Consider the following 18,025-nt stretch of genomic DNA (forward strand, 5'->3'; position numbering starts at 1 on the left):
ATATATTGCAAGTGGGGATGAGATGATCTGTTTTTTTATAAAAGAAAATTTTATTGGCGTTTTCCTGTTCTAAAATGGTATTTTTTACAACTTTTTACAATTAAATACAACTATCTGACAGTTTGAATGATCAAATCAATATAATGACATAAACTTTTTATATAAGGAAAAACAATGAAATTAATTAAAACAGTCCTATTAGCAGGGCTTTCAATATTAAGTTTATGCAGTCATGCACAAGTCAATAAGCAAATTGAAATTCGCTCGGAACTTGCATCGCCAATTGTTATGCAAAATACCCAAGAGAAAAATTATTTAAAAATTTCGTTAACCGGCCATGAATTTGATTCTGCAAAACGGGTTCCCATTAATTTGGCAATAGTAATTGATCGCTCAGGCTCGATGTCAGGTGATCGTATTGTTAAAGCAAAAGAGGCGGCTATCTTTGCCATTAACATGCTTAATGAGAATGACACTTTATCTGTCGTTGCTTATGATAATGATGCAAAGGTAATTATTCCTTCTACCAAAGTTAACAATAAACAAAAATTGATTAATTTAATAAAAGAAAATATTGTTGCAGGTGGTGGCACAGCGTTATTTGCCGGATTAAGTAAAGGTATCTATCAAGTTGAAAAACAGTTGTCTAAAGATAATGTGAATCGCATTATTTTATTATCGGACGGGCAGGCGAATATTGGTCCGACATCTGTTCAAGAACTTTCTGAACTTGCCATTATTGCCGCCAAAAAGAATATTTCTGTCAGTACCTTTGGTATCGGTGAGGATTATAATGAATTATTGATGTCATCAATTGCCAGTTATAGTGATGGTAATCATGTATTTGTTAATGATTCTTTAGATCTTGAAAATGTATTTGTTCGTGAGTTCAAGGATGTAATGTCAACGGTTGCCCAAGATGTTATGATCAATATCTATTTAAAAGATGGGGTAAAACCGGTTCGTTTATTAGGTAGAGATGGCATAATCAAAGGTAATCAAGTAACGGTAACAATGAATCAAATTTATTCTAATCAAGAAAAGTATATTTTGTTAGAGGTCGAGCAACCACAAGGTAAAGTAGGCGAAGAAAGAACAATAGCGGAAATTGATTTAGTGTATGATGATTTGTTAGATAAGAAAACTCAAAAAGAAAAACAATCAGTAAAACTTGCTTATACCGATAATCTGGAAGCCGTAAAAAAAGCCTTGCGCCAAGATGTCGTTACTGAGATTGAAATACAAGAAGTGAATGAAAATAGCGTTAAAGCATTAGAACTCTATAATAAAGGCGATCGAAAAGCTGCGCAGAAAATTCTAGAGGATAACAGTTATAGGCTTGGAGTAGTTGCTGATATGTATCCAGAATATGCGGATAGAGTGCTAGATGATATAAAATGGAATAAAAAAATGGCAGCAGATGCAGTTAATGAAAATGCGAATAGCAAAGCTTATCGTAAAGGAATGACCGAAAAGCAACAAAATACTAAACTGGGTGTAATTAAAAAATAACGAAAGTATGAAAAAATTAGCAGCGATTCTCTCTTGTATAATATTTGTAATGGCACTTAGCTATCTTGGTTGGCGTAGTATTGAACATGAAGTTTTAATGCGTCAACATCAGCAAAGATCGTTAGCACAAAGCCGATTGGAGAATATAAAATCATCGATTGAATCGCTGTTAAATCAGCGTTCCGTTTATTTGATTAGCTTAATTCAACTTTTGGAAAAGGGCGCCGGTACGTTTGATAATCTGTTACAATCGCAATCAGATATTAAAAATGCTTTCGAAATTCGCCATAATAACATTGTTTATATCAGTAATAGTAACGATCTGCAATGGGTTAAATTTGTTGAGTCGATTAAGTATGATAATGCAATTTTAATCAACCCCAATTCGTCGAATGAATTATCTCTGCCAACCTCGGGTTGGTATCAGTCTTATGATCATCTGATTTTTTGGTCTAAAAAGGGTAACATTATCAAGGGATTTGAGTTATCAACGATTAAATTTGCGTTAGATATTATTCGGTTATTTGAAGATCAATCTATCGATGATAATTTCAGTCTCTATGAGGGTTCAAAACAAATCTATGCTCATGGTCACTCGACAATCAATGACATTAATGTGATGCTTGACTATCCACTACAGAATTGGCAATTAACTTATTATTATTCATCACCAAACTTTGTTACCTTTTATTGGTTAGGGGGTGGAATATTATTTTTGTTTATTGTGTTAGTTATTGGTATCGTTTGTTATGTTTATCGAGAATATACACGAGCGATTCGTTTAGCTAAACAACAAGTTAGCTTTGTTGGGCAAGTTTCACATGAGTTTAAAACGCCATTAACTAATATCACACTTTATTCAGAAATGTTAAAAGAACAGTTAACCGATGAACCTTTCCCTGTACCTGAATATTTGGATGTGATCACCAGTGAAAGTCAGCGATTAACTCGCTTAGTGCAAAATGTACTTAATTTAAGCAAGCCAGCTAAACAGAATTTTAAAGCCGTTAATTTAACGTTGCTCATTGAGCGAGTTTATCAAACTTTCAATCCCGTTCTTAAAACAAAATCTTTACAACTGAATTTGATTTTAAATTCGAATAAAAATCACACTATCTTTACCGATGAAGATAGTGTGATGCAAATCATAAGTAATTTTTTAAGCAATGCAGAAAAATATGCTGTAGATGGCAAAAAAGTTGATTTATCACTGACGACCCAAAATAATCAGACTATTATCACCGTGCGGGATTATGGTCGTGGTATTCCTAAGCATCTATTAAAGAAAATTTTTAACCCCTTTTATCGGATAAATTCATCCATTACCGAAGGCGTTTCGGGAACAGGAATTGGGCTTACTATTGCCAACCAATTAGCGCAGCAATTGCAGGGTACTATCAAGGTAACCAATGAAAATCCGGGTACTGCGTTTTCATTAATTTTAACGGAGCATGTGCATGAAGATTTTAATCGCTGAGGATGATCATAACATTCGTAAAGGAATGTCGGATCTTTTACAACAAGAAGGTTATACCATTCTTCAAGCTGAAAATGGGAAAACTGCGCTTAAATTGTTTAAACATGATAAACCTGATTTTATCATTTTAGATATTATGATGCCCGAAATGGATGGGTATTGTGTTTGTCGTGAGATTCGAAAATTAGATGATGATATACCGATTCTTTTTTTATCGGCTAAAGATGAAGAAATCGATCGCGTTATTGGTTTAGAGCTTGGCGCTGATGACTATATGAGTAAGCCTTTTGGCATTCATGAACTACGAGCAAGAATCAAAGCCATCGCTAAACGCTATTTAAAATCAAAACATGCTAACCATATAAACGATGAATTTTTTTATTTTGGTGATTTGACGGTTTATCCAATCGAGTTATGTGCAAAACGTAATCAACAAGTAATCGAGCTTTCACTTCGAGAAATCAAAATTATATCGTGCCTGTATCAACATCAAAATCAAGTTGTGACAAGGGACATGCTTTTTGATTATGTATGGGGATATGATTATTCACCAAATAGTCGAACACTTGATCAGCATATCTCTAAATTACGTAAACAAATTGAACTCGATCCATTGAATCCTGTTTTAATTAAAACCATTCATGGCGTCGGTTATCGACATTAAAATCGGGTGATTTATTAAATCGTTTTGCCTGAATTGAAATTTAAAAGCGATGTAATTGTTGTTTTATCAAAGCTTGAAAAGAGGTATTATTAACGCTAAATGTATTTATTTTGATAACTAAACGAATTTATGCAAATTAGCCCATTATTAGAATCACTCATGGAAGCATTACGTTGCTTACCTGGCGTTGGTCCCAAATCTGCACAACGGATGGCTTTCCATTTATTACAGCGTAATCGACAAGGCGGTATTAAATTGGCTCATGTACTTCATGAAGCGATGATTAATATCGGTCATTGCCAAGAGTGCCGAACTTTTACGGAACAATCCATTTGTACCATTTGTGCCAATGCTCGTCGTCAAAGTAGCGGTCAACTCTGTGTTGTTGAAACCCCAGCAGATATTGTTGCTATTGAACAAACCGGTCAATACAGCGGTCGTTATTTTGTATTGTTAGGTCATCTTTCTCCTTTAGATGGTATTGGTCCAAGTGATATTGGTCTGGATCTATTAAAGCACAAACTATCTTCAGAAACGATCAGTGAGGTTATTTTAGCGACGAACCCAACAGTTGAAGGGGATGCAACCGCCAACTATATTGCTCAAATGTGTGCAGAGTTTGATGTAACGGCAACCCGTATCGCTCATGGCGTGCCAGTTGGTGGAGAACTTGAAATGGTAGACGGTACAACGTTATCGCACTCGTTTGTTGGTCGTCAAAAAATTGAATGGTAAATCAGTTGTAGATTAAGCATTAGTGTTTGCTAATTAGTTACCAAATCATTCGTTAAATTAGCCAAAATCGAATGATGTAAAAGGGTGTAGGAATCGTTATTTGAAGATAGAAAGAGGAATAAAATGAAGTATAAAGCCGTTGCCTTTGATATGGATGGTACTTTACTTGCCAGTAATCGTCTAATTTTACCTGAGACAGTTTCGATGATTGAAAAAATCAGTGCCAAAGGTGTTAAAGTTATTTTAGTTTCTGGTCGTCACCATTCTGTTATTTATCCGTATTATTATCAACTTAAATTATCAACACCTGCTATTTGTTGTAATGGATCTTACCTGTATGATTTTGAAAAACAGCAATCATTTGCCGGTAAACCCATGACAAAAGAGCAAGCAAAAACATTGCTTAATATGGTCAATCAATATGGTATTCATACGCTTATTTACACTGACCAAATGATGACTTATGAAGTGCTCGATGATCATTTAGAAGGTTTTTTTAAATGGGTAAATTCGTTGCCATCATTTTTACAACCTGAGATTAAAAAAGTAGATAGCTTTGATAAGGTAATTGACGAAGCAGGAGCGGTTTACAAATTTGCCACAAGTAGTCATGATCTGCCTGCATTACGACAATTTTCGGATGCTGTTGAAGCACTTAATCAATTTTCGTGCGAATGGTCTTGGTCGAATCGCGCTGATGTCGCCGTGAAGGGCAATACTAAAGGAAATGGATTAATGCATTGGGCTAAACACGAAAATATCGATCTTAGTGAAATAGTCGCATTTGGTGATAGCTATAATGATATTTCAATGTTGACGTTGGCGGGGCTGGGTATTGCGATGGGCAACGCAGATGAAGAGGTGAAAGCCAAAGCCGACCATGTTATTGGTGACAATAACAGTACCAGTATTGCGAGTGAACTTGAAAAACTGTTTTTATAGTATTTGTTAAATAATGTTCGAAATTCTTTATCAAGATGATGCTTTAATTGCGATTAACAAGCCATCCGGTTGGCTTGTGCATCGCAGTTGGTTAGATAAACATGAAACAACGGTCGTCATGCAAACTTTGAGAGATCAGATTGGGCAACATGTGTTTCCTATTCATCGCTTGGATCGTCCTACATCTGGGGTATTAATGTTTGCTTTATCTAGTGAAACTGCTCGCTTAATGTCACAACAGTTTGCAACTAAACAGATTGAAAAAACGTATCATGCGATTGTTCGGGGTTATGTTGAAGGTGAAGCGATTATTGATTATCCATTAGTTGAAGAGCTGGATAAAATTGCCGATAAGTTCTCGACACCGAATAAACCCGCACAAGATGCAATTACTTTTTATCGAGGCATCAGTAAGATCGAAGTACCGATTAAAGTTGGTAAATTTGATACAGCAAGATTTAGTTTTGTGGAATTAAAACCCCAAACCGGTCGAAAACATCAATTACGCCGCCACATGAAGCATATATTTCATCCTATTTTAGGTGATAGTAAACATGGTGATCTTCATCAAAATCGAGCTTTTACTGCTTACTTTGGTATTAAAAGACTAATGTTACATGCAAGTTCGCTTAATATTATTCACCCTCTAAATCATTCACCAATAACCATAAAAGCTGAGTTGGATCACAATTGGCAAAGTATTTTGGAAAATTTTAATTAAACGCTTAAATTTCTTTATTAAATATAAATTAGTTATTATTATTTATAATGCTTTAATTGATAATTTAAAGTAGAGTAAATCACAACGTTTATTGATCAATTTAAATAGGAAAACTAATAATGAAAATAGCCTCTAAGATAATTGGATTGTTTTTATTTGCATTTGTGCTTATCGCTTGTTCAACAGCCGAAAGTACACCAGAAAAATTAGCGGAAACATATGTAAAGGCTATGTTTGATGGTGATGCAGATAAAGTTTATAAATTACTATACATTCAAAAGAATGATGACAATTCAGAAACAAAAACCTTTATTAAAGGTAAACTCTCCCAGATGATAGCGAAGACAGCAGAACAAGCAAAAAAACATGGCGGTTTTGATAAAACTGAAATATTAAATGTCAATTACCGAAACGAAGCGAAAGATGCTGCTATAGTTATCACATCTATCATTTTTAAAGATGGTACAAAAAAGGAAGAAAGAATAAAGGTTATTAAAATTGATGACAAATGGTTACTTAATTTTTAATTAAATCTTTTCAAAATTAAAATGTCATTTTAGTTTTGATAAAACAGTTTCAATTTAATAACTTTCAATATAGAGTTCTTCAAACAAAGGGTAAGAAAAGTTACCCTTATTTTAAATAAAAAATTTTTATTTAAACCAAATAATAAGCGGATCATTCTAAAAAAGCTACTTTAAAAAAAAATGATTAAATAGTATTATTTTCATGCCTTTTCTTAATTTATAAATATAGGGAAAAGCCAATTAACTATAATCAAAAAAGGGTAAAGAAAAAATGAAATTAGCATTAAAATATTTAAGTATTTTTTTATTAGCTATTATTGTTACAGCATGTTCTTCCGATAATAAACCTGAATTGGTCGCTCAAGAATTTGTAAAAGCTGGTTATGATGGCGATTTAGATAAACTTTTAAAGTTACTGTACATCGATGAAAAACAAAAATTCGATGAAATTGACACTAAAGAGTTAATGAAAAGCAAATTTAAAGAGGTTATTAAAGAAGCTCAAGCTATTTCTAAATTACATGGTGGTCTAGATAAAATTGAAAATTCATCAGTAAATTATAAAAGTAATAAAACTGAAGCAGATGTTGAATCAGTTATTCTTTTTAAAGACGGATTTAAAGCTGATTCTAAATTATCTTTAATTAAGATCAATGATGACTGGCTTATCAATTTTTACTAAGTATTTAGAAAGTTCTCATCAGCTAAAAAGGGTAAATGAAACAATAATACCCTTTTTAATTAACACATTAGTTAAATTTAAATATGCTATCTAGTCGCTATCTTTTTATTGTTCTTTTTTTGGGGATTTCATCTGTTTTTGCCAATCCGCCCAGCAATGTTTTTGATAAAACTTTCGACTATCGTTCGAAAATAAGAGTGGGAGATTGGATTTTTAGAAAAGGGGTGAATATTGATAGTATGATCATTAATCAATTAGGGGGCGGAGAATTTTCCCATATTGGTATGGTCATTTCGGTTGAGGATGAAATTAAAATAATTCATGCGACAACAGATGATGATGGAAATAACATAAATCAAGTTATTATATCAACGCTAGCAGAATTTATAACGCCAGAACTTGCACAAAAATATGCAATAGCAAGACCTAATTTTATTTCAGATACACAATTTGAGCAAATTATTGCTGAACTAGTTAGCAAACAAGGCGCACCATTTATTTTAGCGCCTCGTGATAAAGAACATTTATACTGTACGACTTTCCTTTATGACGCTATTATTAAATTTCAACCTAATTTTAAAGTCGAATGGAAATATGCAAATTTCCCATTACTTAACGGTGTTTATCTTTTTCCAAGCGCATTTGCTAATCACGAAAATATTTCGTGGATCTACCGATATCCAGAAGAAAATCAATAACAAAGTACTTGTTTAATCTTTGTATTAAATAGGAACTTATATATTATGTCTTCAAATTTTAAATCATGCTCAATGATTAACCTAACTGAATTGTCAATTCATGTCTATTTTGTGTCAGGATAAGTGCGAAAAATGACTAATTATGTTATAAGATAAATGATTGCTGTAATTATAATCTAATTGATCTTGACGTATAAACATGCCAATGCTAATATTTGCCACCTATTCAGTTAGACCTCAACGGCGCGTTGGCAGAGTGGCCATGCTGCGGATTGCAAATCCGTCTACCTCAGTTCGATTCTGGGACGCGCCTCCATTAAATTCCTAAAAAACCCATATCCCTTTCAAACTTAATCTTACGTTATTTTATTAAATTTTATTTTAAACTAATTGCTATATTGTTTAAAAAAGAGTACAAATAATAGTCAATTATAGGTATTCTTTAGTTGACTAACTATGAGCTACTTTAATTATCATGCAAAAGCAAAAAAATTAATCAAAGATGGTTTTCTTCTTGGCTATGAGTTTGTAGATAATTGGAATGGAATTAAACCCGCTTTGGTGTTGTATTTTGTGAACGAGAAGCCTATGCCAATCAGAGAGTATCGCTGGGAAGAGTATTTCCCCCTTATTGATAAAGAAATCTAAAACGGTTAGTGGTTAGCCAGATAGCTATCCATTCACTGTTATATGATTGGTAAAATAATAATTACATTTGGTTGGAAAATTTAATAATTGCGTATTTAAATAATCAGCTATGAATTTAATCGTATTTTTAATGAAATTCCCTTTTAAATTCTATCAAGTTAGGATTTGTTAAGTTCATCTTTAAATAAATTTGCCAAGCTCTAGCCTAAAGCGTAAAATGCCCACCTATTTTTGCTTAACCTATTACTGCTGAGTAATACTGACTTGAAATCAGAGGCATTTTTTAATGACAAATTTATACCCAAAACCTGAGTTACTTTCGCCTGCCGGTTCTCTTAAAAATATGCGTTATGCGTTTGCTTATGGTGCAGATGCTGTTTATGCCGGTCAACCTCGTTATAGTTTGCGTGTTCGCAATAATGAATTTAATCATGAAAACTTAGCTATCGGGATTAACGAAGCCCACGCACAGGGTAAAAAGTTTTATGTGGTTGTGAATATTGCACCACATAATTCAAAACTCAAAACGTTTATTCGTGATCTTGAACCCATTGTTAATATGAAACCCGATGCCTTTATTATGTCTGATCCGGGGTTAATTATGCTTGTTCGTGAGCATTTTCCAGAAATGGAGATTCACTTATCGGTGCAATCCAATGCTGTGAACTGGGCAACGGTCAAATTTTGGCACAAAATGGGATTAACACGTGTTGTGTTATCTCGAGAACTGTCTCTTGATGAGATTGCCGAAATACGTGAAAAAGTTCCTGAGATGGAATTAGAAGTGTTTATTCATGGTGCACTTTGTATGGCGTATTCTGGGCGTTGTCTGTTATCAGGTTATATTAATAAACGTGATTCTAACCAAGGTACATGTACTAACGCATGCCGTTGGGAATACAAAGTTGCCGAAGGAAAAGAAGATGAAGTAGGGCAGATCGTTCATAAATGTGAACCCATACCGGTACAACAAGTTGAACCTACACTTGGCATTGGTCAAACAACAAATAAAGTATTTATGTTAGAAGAATCAGGTCGACCGGGTGAATACATGCAAGCATTCGAAGATGAGCATGGAACTTATATCATGAATTCTAAAGATTTAAGAGCGGTAGAACTAGTAGAAGATTTGACTAAAATAGGTGTCCACTCATTGAAAATTGAGGGGCGTACCAAGTCCTTTTATTACTGTGCAAGAACGGCACAAGTGTATCGTCAAGCGATAGATGCTGCAAGCGAAGGTAAGCCATTTGATCCTCGTTTGTTGGCTGAACTTGATTCTTTAGCGCATCGCGGTTATACCGAAGGCTTTTTGCGTCGTCATAAGCATGAAGATATGCAAAATTATGTTCACAGTCATTCTGTATCCGACAGACAACAGTTTGTGGGGGAATTTAGTGGTGAACGTCTAAATGGTTTAGCAGAAATTATTGTTAAGAATAAGTTCTCAGTGGGTGATAGTGTTGAGATGATGACACCAAAAGGTAACATGACTTTTACTATTGAACGTATGGAGAATAAAAAAGGGCAACCAGTACCTGCGGGATTAGGTGATGGGCATATTGTTTATATCCCTATCCCAGAAGAAATCGATTTAAATTATGCATTATTAATGCGTAATTTTGACTAAATATTGAAGTATCAACTGTCAGGTGTTACTGAACAGTTGATACAGATTTATTGACGAATTAAATCATCCCCAATACCTATCCACTTATAGGTTGTTAATGCTTCAAGTCCCATAGGGCCTCTGGCATGTAATTTTTGAGTACTTACAGCCACTTCAGCGCCTAAGCCAAATTGTCCACCGTCGGTAAAACGTGTCGAGGCGTTGACATATACCGCTGCTGCATCGACTTGATTAACAAATTGTTCAGCATTAGTTAAGTTACGGGTTAAGATTGATTCTGAATGACCACTTCCATATTCTCGTATATGTTCTATTGCATTTTCGAGAGAATCGACGATAACAACATTAAGGTCTTTTGATAGCCATTCTTGACGTAACTCTTCATCTTTTATCGGAAATACATGAGCTTTATTTGAGTTTAACATTTCAATTGTGCGCTTATCTGCATGTAAGGTAACCTCATTATCCGTCATTATTTGACTGAATATCGGCATGAACATTGGCGCAATTTTATGATGAACTAATAATGTTTCCAGTGTATTACAAGTACTAGGCCGCTGTGTTTTGGCATTAATAATAATGGCTAAAGCTTTATCAAAATCAGCACTTTCATCAACAAAAATATGACAGACACCAATACCACCTGTAATGACAGGGATAGTAGATTGCTCACGGCATAACTGATGGAGTGCCATGCCACCTCTCGGAATAATCATATCAATGTACTTATCGAGTTTAAGTAATTCGTTAATATATTTTCGGTCAGGATTGTCTATATATTGTATGGCGGTTTGTGGTAATCCAACTTGTGATAAGGCTTGTTGAATAACGTCAATAATCGCTATATTAGTTTTGAGCGTTTCTTTGCCGCCTCTGAGTATCGCTGCGTTACCTGTTTTTAAGCAAAGCGTTGCGATATCTATGGTTACATTTGGACGAGCTTCATAAATTACACCAATTACACCTAATGGCACTCTGTGACGTTGTAACTTTAAACCACTGTCTAACGTTGACCCATCAATAATTTCACCTATAGGATCCTTCAATGTGATAACTTTACGAACATCATTGGCAATCGATGATAATCGTTCAGGGGTTAGCAGTAGTCGATCAACAATGGCATCACTTAAACCTTGTTCTTTTGCTAATTTTATATCGTGCGCATTAGCTGTTAGAATCAGGGTACTTTGTGCTTCTAATAAATCGGCAATGACCGTAAGTACTTTATTTTTCGTAGCAGTAGGGCATTGTGCTAATTGGTATGCAGCTTGTTTTGCTGATTTTCCGATTTTATTTAACATTCATTAGACCTTTAAAGATTACTTTTTAAACTTTGCTTTATAAGCTCAACTTTTTGCAAAAACAATTGTTTTTCATCGTCTAACATCATATCAAGATCAACTGAGTAAAGTTGAGCTTCATTATTAACAAAATGATGAATGATTATTTCATTGCGATTTATATTATCAATATCAATAATATTTTTAAATAAGATACAACTCATTTTATTTTTATTTGAACTATTAATAAAAATATAAACTATAAAAAACAGGGTAAAGAGTAATAAATCGATTAATCTAAACCTATTATCATTAATTGTTATAAATGTATCACCTAAAATAATATATTTTTCCGTCCAGCGTAATAGTAAATAAATTATCATTAAAATAATGATATAACCAAATTGTATGGATATTTTTATAAATGGTGCAACCAAAAAGAAAATGACATATAACGCAATCAAAATTATGATAAAAGTTTTAATATATCGACGTCGGTAGAATATTATATCTTTTCCATCTTTTTGCCAATTTTCACGATAACTATCAATTTGAATACTCATTTGATATAACCTTATTTGATTATTTTTATAGAAAATTAAACTAAAAATAATGCTAACAATATACTCTATTTATACAATATTTTTGATAGTCAATGAAAAAAGAAAAGATAACTAAATATTCTGATATAGTGATTGGAATATAATTAATTTTTCCAGTAAAGATTAGTTGTTCTTTACTGGAAAGCATTTATTTTATACTTCTTTATCTTTGAAAATGGTATGTAAAGTCTCTAAAAACTCTTGTCTGTCATCTTTTTTCAGCACTTGTAAAGATATTTTCAAAGTTGATTCTTCACCAGTTATTTTATTACAATAATCTATAAACACTTTTTTGGGGTCATATCTAACTGATTTTACTTCATCAAAAAGCACACTTGTTTTTCCTCTTGCAATTCCTGGTTGATGAGAAATGAAGTCTTTATCTATAATGACATATTCCATAAAATATTGTACAATCAGTAAAATTAAAACTATTATGAATATAACAGTATTAAACCATAGCTCTGGGGCAATGCTTAGTAAAAAAAACATAGCAATTAAGATAAATATAATGCGGAATATAACTAAGTTTCGTGCATAAAAGTATTTTATATTTTGATCTTTGGTTTCCATTAGTATCCTCCTTTTCTAATAATATCCTTATTAATCCTAAATATTGCGTCGTTCATCTAAGGATTTGTCAACTCCTTGATTGAAAATCTTTTTACCACCGAATACACCTATTAATCCTAAAGGAATGAAAAAAATACTGCCAATAATGATTAATGTACCACTTAATTTTTTATTGCTTCCGGCTAGAAATATCCCGATTGTGCTGATTGTTGCAAATATTAATGCTATAGGTGTTATAGCCCTATGTAAATCATTAAACTCCCCATTTAATGCAATTATTAATGTACCAAACCAATTCACTATTAATCCTGCTATAGCTAATCCCATAATTTTATTTCCTTATTGTAATTATCTGATAATCATATCATTCCGATTTACGGTGACTGATCCATATTTATAGCCAATAATCTGGCAAATTTTTTGTGAGTGTTGCCCTGCATTCTGTCTTAATATATCGCAGCTATAAAAGCTCACAAAACGAGCAACATTTTCTATTAATTTATTATAATTATCAATAAGTTTCTAAAAATTCTTCTCTATATTGATAATACATCTAAGTGATAATGCACGGTTATCGGGCTTGTTTTCTTAACTTTTTCGATTTTAGAGGTGGTAATCAATTTCAATACAAAATTTTATAGTCTTTTAATATAATCTATCTTCTTTATCACTAAATACGCAGTGTAAGATATTCAAAAAGTCAGTTTTCGTTTTATTTATTAAATTAATTATAGAGAGGCTAAATGTGAAATATTTTATATGTTTAATTTAATAATCATATCATTTCGATGAACGGCAACTGAACCATATTCATAGCCAATAATTTGGCTAATTTCCAATGAGTGATGTCCTGCGATCTGTTGTAGTGCATCGCTATTATAACGACTGACTCCTCGGGCAATGGATTTGCCTGATTTATCACATATATCAACCACTTCACCACGTGAAAAGGTTTGTGCAACTTTTGTAATTCCTTTTGGTAAAAGCGAACTACCATTATTTAAAATTGCATTAACTGCACCATCATCCAATATAAGTTTTCCTGCTATCGGTGCACCAAATATCCAATGTTTGCGATGTTCTAATGGTGTTTTTTGAGCAAGAAAACGAGTGCCGACCGATTTATTATTCATGATATCGATAATTACATTGGGTCTGTTTCCTGCCGCTATAACAACTTCGATACCGGCACTTCCTGCGACTTCGGCAGCTTGTATTTTTGTGCTCATTCCACCGGTACCTAACCCTGAAACACTATCGCCTGCGATACTACGCAAATGATCGTCGATCTGTTCGATTTCTGAAATTAATTTAGCGTTTTTATCTGATCTAGGATCGGCAGTATATAAACCTTCGATATCAGTTAATAAAATAAGTTTATCGGCTTCTGCTAAAATAGCCGCAAGTGCAGATAAATTATCATTATCGCCAACTTTAATTTCTGCTGTTGCTACCGCATCATTTTCATTGATAACGGGTACAATTTGGTTATCCAACATTGCTTTTAACACATCTTGAGCATTTAGGAATCTTTCACGATCTTCTAAATCTGCACGTGTTAATAGCATTTGACCAATGTAAATTTTATAAATTGAAAACAGTTGTTCCCAAAGTTGGATGAGTTTACTTTGACCTACAGAAGCAAGTAATTGTTTTGATGCAACCGTATTAGGTAGGTTAGGGTAGTTTAAATACTCTCGTCCGGCAGCAATCGCACCTGACGTTACAATAATAACTTTATGACCTTCTTGATGTAAGATTGCACATTGTCGTATTAATTCTACTATCCGTGCACGATCTAGCTGTTTTGTCCCACTTGTTAATACGCTTGTACCCAATTTAACCACGACAACTTGCTGTTTTATGTTAGTCATAACAATACTCATTTTATACTGGTATTACAAAATAGACTTCATCCATGTTACTGATTGTGTTAATGCTTGATGTAAACTTTTTTGTAATGGTGTTTTTGGAATAGTGATAATTTTATTTTGCTTAGCTGAATGTACAAGTTTTGCTTCAGTTAAGGTACTAAGCTTATCATTTTCGAAAATAATATTCATCACAGGAACTGGGCAAGCTCGAGTTAAAAGACCCTGATTTTTCAGTGAGAAATAATTTAATTCGGCGGCTAATTGTTGGTTGGATATTAGCGGTAATCCCAAACGACTAGCTAGCATATCTTTGTAGCTATTAGGTAGATTCTTTTGTAGTTCTTTATCAGTGAAAATTTGATGAACAAAAGGTGTAAAATTAAATAATCCTTTGATTTTATTGGGCATCAAATAGGTTAATCGTGTTGCAATATGCGAACCAAAACGAAAACCTGCCACAATTAAACGATTATTATCCACCCAAGGCACGGTAGAAAGTTGCTCAATAATGGCTTGATGAATCTGACTACTATTTTGAGTTAAAGTGAAGTTACGACTGTATCCAACACTGGGTAAATCCACAGTTAACATCGCAATGCCTTGCGGTGCTAAATATTCACTAAAATATCGATAAAAATCAATTTGCAAATTACCAAGTGCATTACAGATCACAACGACAGGGCATGTACCTTCAGTTTTAGGTAAATGAAGTAGCGTTTTGACATTACGATCTTCAACTTTGAATTCAAGTTCTTTAATCTTATAAGGGGAATAATTGAGTGCTTTTGTATAAGCTTGATATGCACATGTTTGGGCATACATCGCTAACTCGTCATTTTTAAAATGAGGATAGCTTGCAATACTTGCATATTCGCTTGCAATCAAATAAAAAGTATTTAGGTTTTTTTTATCGTCTTCGCTTAAATTTGTGGGATCGATTGCATCGGCTTTTGCTGACCATTCAGCAGCTTGATTCAAAAATTCGTAAATCCAATTACCAGGTTGATAACCAATAACTGAATCTAACCATTTATCATTGGTGTGTTTTTTAGTTGAAGCAGCAATTCGTGATATAACTGCTTCAACTTCAAGCTTTGGCAAACCACGCCAAAACCACAAAATGGGATTGATAATTCTATACCATCTTGAATCTAGGTCGCCGTCTAACGGACTAATACTACTACCGTCACTGTAATCAATACGATTAATAAGCCCCGAAGTTTCTGGATAATCATATTGCTGTTTAAATATCTGTTCTGATAGATTTTTAGTCGCTGACATAACAGCCAATTATCCCTTATGGTAGATTAATTATTCATGATCACTAATTGGTTTAACAAACATGACACCGGTATCCCAAGGCTGTTCAATCCAAGTATCTTGTTCAATATCTACAACATAATCATCAACAAGAGGTTTACCAGCCGGTTTTGCAAAAATAGTGACAAATCGTGCTTTAGGATACATATCACGAATGGTGTGAGCGGTGTTACCGGTATCAACTAAATCATCAACAACAATAAAACCTTCACCATCACCGTTAGCTTGTTTAAGAATCAGTTTTTCACGCTGATGATCATGATCATAGCTTGAAATACAGACAGTATCAACATAACGAATGCTTAATTCTCGAGCAAGAATCGCAGCTGGAACTAAACCACCACGGCTTACTGCAATAATGCCTTTCCATTGATTTGCGGGTAATAAACGTTTTGAAAGTTGACGTCCATAGGCTTGTAACATTTCCCAGGTAACGTTGAATTTTTCTTTTTCAGCGATGATTTCAGCTTTATGCTGTTTTTTAGCTTTAATTTCTTCTTCAGTTAAATTTTGTTCTATTGACATGAGTAACTCGCAATTTTAATCGAATGTGTAAATATAATAAATTAATATTAATGGACTAAAAATAGATGTAAAATTGCACCTTATTATAGAGCGATTACACAAAAAAAACCACTCATTAATTAATTACTCACTTAATATTGAGGATATATTATGCTTTCCACATTAGAGCCAAAATTTACTTGGCAGATTTTTAATGATATTTGTAAAATTCCACATCCTTCGCATCATGAACAAATGATAACTAAATATATTGTTGATTTTGCCAATTCTCATCATATTGCTTATCAAATCGATAAAGCAGGGAATATTTTGTTAACAAAACCAGCAACCAAAGGTTTGGAACATTGTCCTTCAATTGCGTTACAAGCCCATATGGATATGGTTCCTCAAAAAAATGAAGGCACAGTACACGATTTTTTGACTGATCCTATTCAAGCTTATGTTGACGGTGAATGGGTCAAAGCTAAAGGAACAACTTTAGGAGCTGATAATGGTGTTGGGCTGGCTTCCGCATTAGCTGTTTTAATTGATCCGACTGTTGAGCATGGGCCGTTAGAAGTGCTTGTTACCACATCAGAAGAGACCGGTATGCACGGGGCATTTGGTCTTCAACCTAATTGGCTTAAAAGCAAATACTTAATTAATACCGATTCTGAAGATGAAGGTGAAATATTTACAGGATGCGCTGGAGGCGTTGATTTTACCACAACGTTCGCGATTACTTATGCTGTTATGCCAGAAAAACATGATTGTTATATGCGTATCTCATTAAAAGGTTTAAAAGGTGGGCATTCTGGGTGTGATATTCATCTTGGGCGAGGTAATGCCATTAAACTTATGGCAAGGTTTTTGGCGGAGTATGCTCAGGATTTTTCATTTCGATTGGCGGATATACAAGGTGGATCATTACGAAATGCAATCCCAAGAGAAGCATTTGCCGAAATTTCATTGAATAAACAAGATTTACCTAAGCTTGAGTCAATCATTCAGCAATACAAATCGACCTTAAAAAACGAATTAGGTAGCGTTGAACCAAATATTGAAATAAATTTGAGTGATGTTGATGAAACTAAAGTTAGACGTGTATTAACAACCGAGCATCAAAACAAAATCATCAATTGGTTGAACTCAGCACCAAATGGTGTGGTGAGAATGAGTAATCAAATACATGGCGTCGTTGAAACATCTTTAAATTTAGGCATTGTGAATATCAAAGAGAATCAACTCTATGTAAATTTCTTAATCCGTTCACAAGTAGATTCTGCTAAAGATGCGGTTGTTTCGACCTTAATTTCATTGAGTCAATTAGTCAATTCAAATTATGAAATTAGTGGCGGTTATTCTGGTTGGGAACCGAAATTAGATTCTAGTTTGTTGCAACTTGCAAAAGACAAATATCATGAACTTTTTTCGCAAAAAGCAAAAATTATGGTAATACATGCTGGGCTAGAATGTGGTCTATTTAAGCAATCTTATCCTGATATGGATATGATTTCGATTGGGCCAACAATTGTATCTCCTCATTCTCCTGATGAAAAAGTGAATATTCAAAGCGTTCATCGTTATTGGGATCTACTTATTGCAATTTTAAAATCAGCAACACTTTTAAAATAGT

The 18,025-nt window shown here is 33.6% G+C and carries 19 protein-coding genes and 1 tRNA gene; 13 read left to right on the top strand and 7 right to left on the bottom strand.

The genetic code is table 11. From position 1 onward, the window contains the following. Nucleotides 1–174: 174 nt before the first annotated feature. The 12 genes from GYM75_RS05270 (at nucleotide 175) to yegQ (ending at nucleotide 10,236) form a co-directional block, all read left to right on the top strand. Nucleotides 175–1,512, top strand: a complete 1,338-nt coding sequence (locus GYM75_RS05270) for a VWA domain-containing protein (RefSeq protein WP_220217114.1) — start codon at nucleotides 175–177, stop codon at nucleotides 1,510–1,512. Between the two features lie 7 nt (nucleotides 1,513–1,519). Further along, nucleotides 1,520–2,989, top strand: coding sequence for a cell wall metabolism sensor histidine kinase WalK (locus GYM75_RS05275; protein ID WP_220217115.1), 1,470 nt, complete (start codon nucleotides 1,520–1,522; stop codon nucleotides 2,987–2,989). Beyond that, nucleotides 2,970–3,653: a response regulator transcription factor gene (locus GYM75_RS05280; RefSeq protein WP_220217116.1), complete on the top strand. Its 684-nt coding sequence runs from the start codon at nucleotides 2,970–2,972 to the stop codon at nucleotides 3,651–3,653. The genes GYM75_RS05275 and GYM75_RS05280 overlap by 20 nt, the downstream gene beginning before the upstream one ends. A 129-nt stretch (nucleotides 3,654–3,782) precedes the next feature. After that, entirely contained in the window at nucleotides 3,783–4,388 is a 606-nt protein-coding gene (gene recR, locus GYM75_RS05285; protein ID WP_220217117.1) for a recombination mediator RecR, read from the top strand. Nucleotides 4,389–4,511: 123 nt separating this feature from the next. Then, nucleotides 4,512–5,330, top strand: a complete 819-nt coding sequence (locus GYM75_RS05290) for a pyridoxal phosphatase (protein WP_220217118.1) — start codon at nucleotides 4,512–4,514, stop codon at nucleotides 5,328–5,330. Between the two features lie 13 nt (nucleotides 5,331–5,343). Beyond that, a complete protein-coding gene (truC, locus tag GYM75_RS05295; protein ID WP_220217119.1) occupies nucleotides 5,344–6,051 on the top strand; it encodes a tRNA pseudouridine(65) synthase TruC in 708 nt (235 codons plus the stop codon). Between the two features lie 119 nt (nucleotides 6,052–6,170). Next, nucleotides 6,171–6,578, top strand: coding sequence for a DUF4878 domain-containing protein (locus GYM75_RS05300; RefSeq protein WP_220217120.1), 408 nt, complete (start codon nucleotides 6,171–6,173; stop codon nucleotides 6,576–6,578). A gap of 271 nt (nucleotides 6,579–6,849) precedes the next feature. Further along, nucleotides 6,850–7,260 carry a DUF4878 domain-containing protein gene (locus tag GYM75_RS05305; RefSeq protein WP_220217121.1) on the top strand — a complete coding sequence of 137 codons (411 nt, stop codon included), beginning with the start codon at nucleotides 6,850–6,852 and terminating at the stop codon, nucleotides 7,258–7,260. 83 nt (nucleotides 7,261–7,343) lie between these two features. After that, the gene (locus GYM75_RS05310) at nucleotides 7,344–7,958 is read left to right on the top strand and encodes a YiiX/YebB-like N1pC/P60 family cysteine hydrolase (protein WP_220217122.1); all 615 of its coding nucleotides are present in this window, start codon (nucleotides 7,344–7,346) and stop codon (nucleotides 7,956–7,958) included. 242 nt (nucleotides 7,959–8,200) lie between these two features. Then, a tRNA-Cys gene (locus GYM75_RS05315) sits at nucleotides 8,201–8,274 on the top strand. Nucleotides 8,275–8,414: 140 nt separating this feature from the next. Next, nucleotides 8,415–8,606, top strand: coding sequence for a hypothetical protein (locus tag GYM75_RS05320; RefSeq protein WP_220217123.1), 192 nt, complete (start codon nucleotides 8,415–8,417; stop codon nucleotides 8,604–8,606). Nucleotides 8,607–8,892: 286 nt separating this feature from the next. Next, nucleotides 8,893–10,236 (top strand): tRNA 5-hydroxyuridine modification protein YegQ, encoded by a 1,344-nt coding sequence (gene yegQ, locus GYM75_RS05325; RefSeq protein WP_220217124.1) that lies wholly within the window; start codon nucleotides 8,893–8,895, stop codon nucleotides 10,234–10,236. 47 nt (nucleotides 10,237–10,283) lie between these two features. On the opposite strand, the gene proA is transcribed toward yegQ, so the two are convergent. The 7 genes from proA to gpt all read right to left on the bottom strand — a co-directional run bounded on the left by proA (nucleotide 10,284) and on the right by gpt (nucleotide 16,410). After that, entirely contained in the window at nucleotides 10,284–11,537 is a 1,254-nt protein-coding gene (gene proA, locus GYM75_RS05330) for a glutamate-5-semialdehyde dehydrogenase (RefSeq protein ID WP_220217125.1), read from the bottom strand. 11 nt (nucleotides 11,538–11,548) lie between these two features. Further along, entirely contained in the window at nucleotides 11,549–12,079 is a 531-nt protein-coding gene (locus tag GYM75_RS05335) for a hypothetical protein (protein WP_220217126.1), read from the bottom strand. 192 nt (nucleotides 12,080–12,271) lie between these two features. Continuing rightward, the gene (locus GYM75_RS05340) at nucleotides 12,272–12,691 is read right to left on the bottom strand and encodes a hypothetical protein (protein WP_220217127.1); all 420 of its coding nucleotides are present in this window, start codon (nucleotides 12,689–12,691) and stop codon (nucleotides 12,272–12,274) included. A 36-nt stretch (nucleotides 12,692–12,727) separates the two neighbouring features. Beyond that, a complete protein-coding gene (locus GYM75_RS05345) occupies nucleotides 12,728–13,018 on the bottom strand; it encodes a hypothetical protein (RefSeq protein ID WP_220217128.1) in 291 nt (96 codons plus the stop codon). Nucleotides 13,019–13,446: 428 nt separating this feature from the next. Next, nucleotides 13,447–14,565, bottom strand: coding sequence for a glutamate 5-kinase (gene proB, locus GYM75_RS05350; RefSeq protein WP_220217129.1), 1,119 nt, complete (start codon nucleotides 14,563–14,565; stop codon nucleotides 13,447–13,449). A gap of 24 nt (nucleotides 14,566–14,589) precedes the next feature. Continuing rightward, nucleotides 14,590–15,846: an esterase FrsA gene (gene frsA / locus GYM75_RS05355; RefSeq protein WP_220217130.1), complete on the bottom strand. Its 1,257-nt coding sequence runs from the start codon at nucleotides 15,844–15,846 to the stop codon at nucleotides 14,590–14,592. Between the two features lie 30 nt (nucleotides 15,847–15,876). Then, entirely contained in the window at nucleotides 15,877–16,410 is a 534-nt protein-coding gene (gene gpt, locus GYM75_RS05360) for a xanthine phosphoribosyltransferase (protein ID WP_220217131.1), read from the bottom strand. Between the two features lie 150 nt (nucleotides 16,411–16,560). On the opposite strand from gpt, the gene GYM75_RS05365 reads away from it, so the two are divergent. Then, on the top strand, nucleotides 16,561–18,024 hold the full coding sequence (locus GYM75_RS05365; RefSeq protein WP_220217132.1) for an aminoacyl-histidine dipeptidase: 1,464 nt from the start codon (nucleotides 16,561–16,563) through the stop codon (nucleotides 18,022–18,024). Nucleotide 18,025 lies beyond the last annotated feature (1 nt).

It is taken from the genome of Gilliamella sp. ESL0441 (assembly GCF_019469185.1).
In the GTDB taxonomy this organism is placed as follows: Bacteria; Pseudomonadota; Gammaproteobacteria; order Enterobacterales; family Orbaceae; genus Gilliamella.

What these genes read in the sequence shown, in the direction of transcription:
- GYM75_RS05340 (WP_220217127.1), bottom strand. Translation starts at nt 12,691, where the DNA reads ATGGAAACCAAAGATCAAAATATAAAATACTTTTATGCACGAAACTTA.
- GYM75_RS05310 (WP_220217122.1), top strand. Translation starts at nt 7,344, where the DNA reads ATGCTATCTAGTCGCTATCTTTTTATTGTTCTTTTTTTGGGGATTTCA.
- GYM75_RS05345 (WP_220217128.1), bottom strand. Translation starts at nt 13,018, where the DNA reads ATGGGATTAGCTATAGCAGGATTAATAGTGAATTGGTTTGGTACATTA.
- GYM75_RS05275 (WP_220217115.1), top strand. Translation starts at nt 1,520, where the DNA reads ATGAAAAAATTAGCAGCGATTCTCTCTTGTATAATATTTGTAATGGCA.
- proA (WP_220217125.1), bottom strand. Translation starts at nt 11,537, where the DNA reads ATGTTAAATAAAATCGGAAAATCAGCAAAACAAGCTGCATACCAATTA.
- gpt (WP_220217131.1), bottom strand. Translation starts at nt 16,410, where the DNA reads ATGTCAATAGAACAAAATTTAACTGAAGAAGAAATTAAAGCTAAAAAA.
- recR (WP_220217117.1), top strand. Translation starts at nt 3,783, where the DNA reads ATGCAAATTAGCCCATTATTAGAATCACTCATGGAAGCATTACGTTGC.
- frsA (WP_220217130.1), bottom strand. Translation starts at nt 15,846, where the DNA reads ATGTCAGCGACTAAAAATCTATCAGAACAGATATTTAAACAGCAATAT.
- yegQ (WP_220217124.1), top strand. Translation starts at nt 8,893, where the DNA reads ATGACAAATTTATACCCAAAACCTGAGTTACTTTCGCCTGCCGGTTCT.
- GYM75_RS05280 (WP_220217116.1), top strand. Translation starts at nt 2,970, where the DNA reads ATGAAGATTTTAATCGCTGAGGATGATCATAACATTCGTAAAGGAATG.
- proB (WP_220217129.1), bottom strand. Translation starts at nt 14,565, where the DNA reads ATGACTAACATAAAACAGCAAGTTGTCGTGGTTAAATTGGGTACAAGC.
- GYM75_RS05335 (WP_220217126.1), bottom strand. Translation starts at nt 12,079, where the DNA reads ATGAGTATTCAAATTGATAGTTATCGTGAAAATTGGCAAAAAGATGGA.
- GYM75_RS05305 (WP_220217121.1), top strand. Translation starts at nt 6,850, where the DNA reads ATGAAATTAGCATTAAAATATTTAAGTATTTTTTTATTAGCTATTATT.
- GYM75_RS05365 (WP_220217132.1), top strand. Translation starts at nt 16,561, where the DNA reads ATGCTTTCCACATTAGAGCCAAAATTTACTTGGCAGATTTTTAATGAT.
- GYM75_RS05270 (WP_220217114.1), top strand. Translation starts at nt 175, where the DNA reads ATGAAATTAATTAAAACAGTCCTATTAGCAGGGCTTTCAATATTAAGT.
- GYM75_RS05320 (WP_220217123.1), top strand. Translation starts at nt 8,415, where the DNA reads ATGAGCTACTTTAATTATCATGCAAAAGCAAAAAAATTAATCAAAGAT.
- GYM75_RS05300 (WP_220217120.1), top strand. Translation starts at nt 6,171, where the DNA reads ATGAAAATAGCCTCTAAGATAATTGGATTGTTTTTATTTGCATTTGTG.
- GYM75_RS05290 (WP_220217118.1), top strand. Translation starts at nt 4,512, where the DNA reads ATGAAGTATAAAGCCGTTGCCTTTGATATGGATGGTACTTTACTTGCC.
- truC (WP_220217119.1), top strand. Translation starts at nt 5,344, where the DNA reads ATGTTCGAAATTCTTTATCAAGATGATGCTTTAATTGCGATTAACAAG.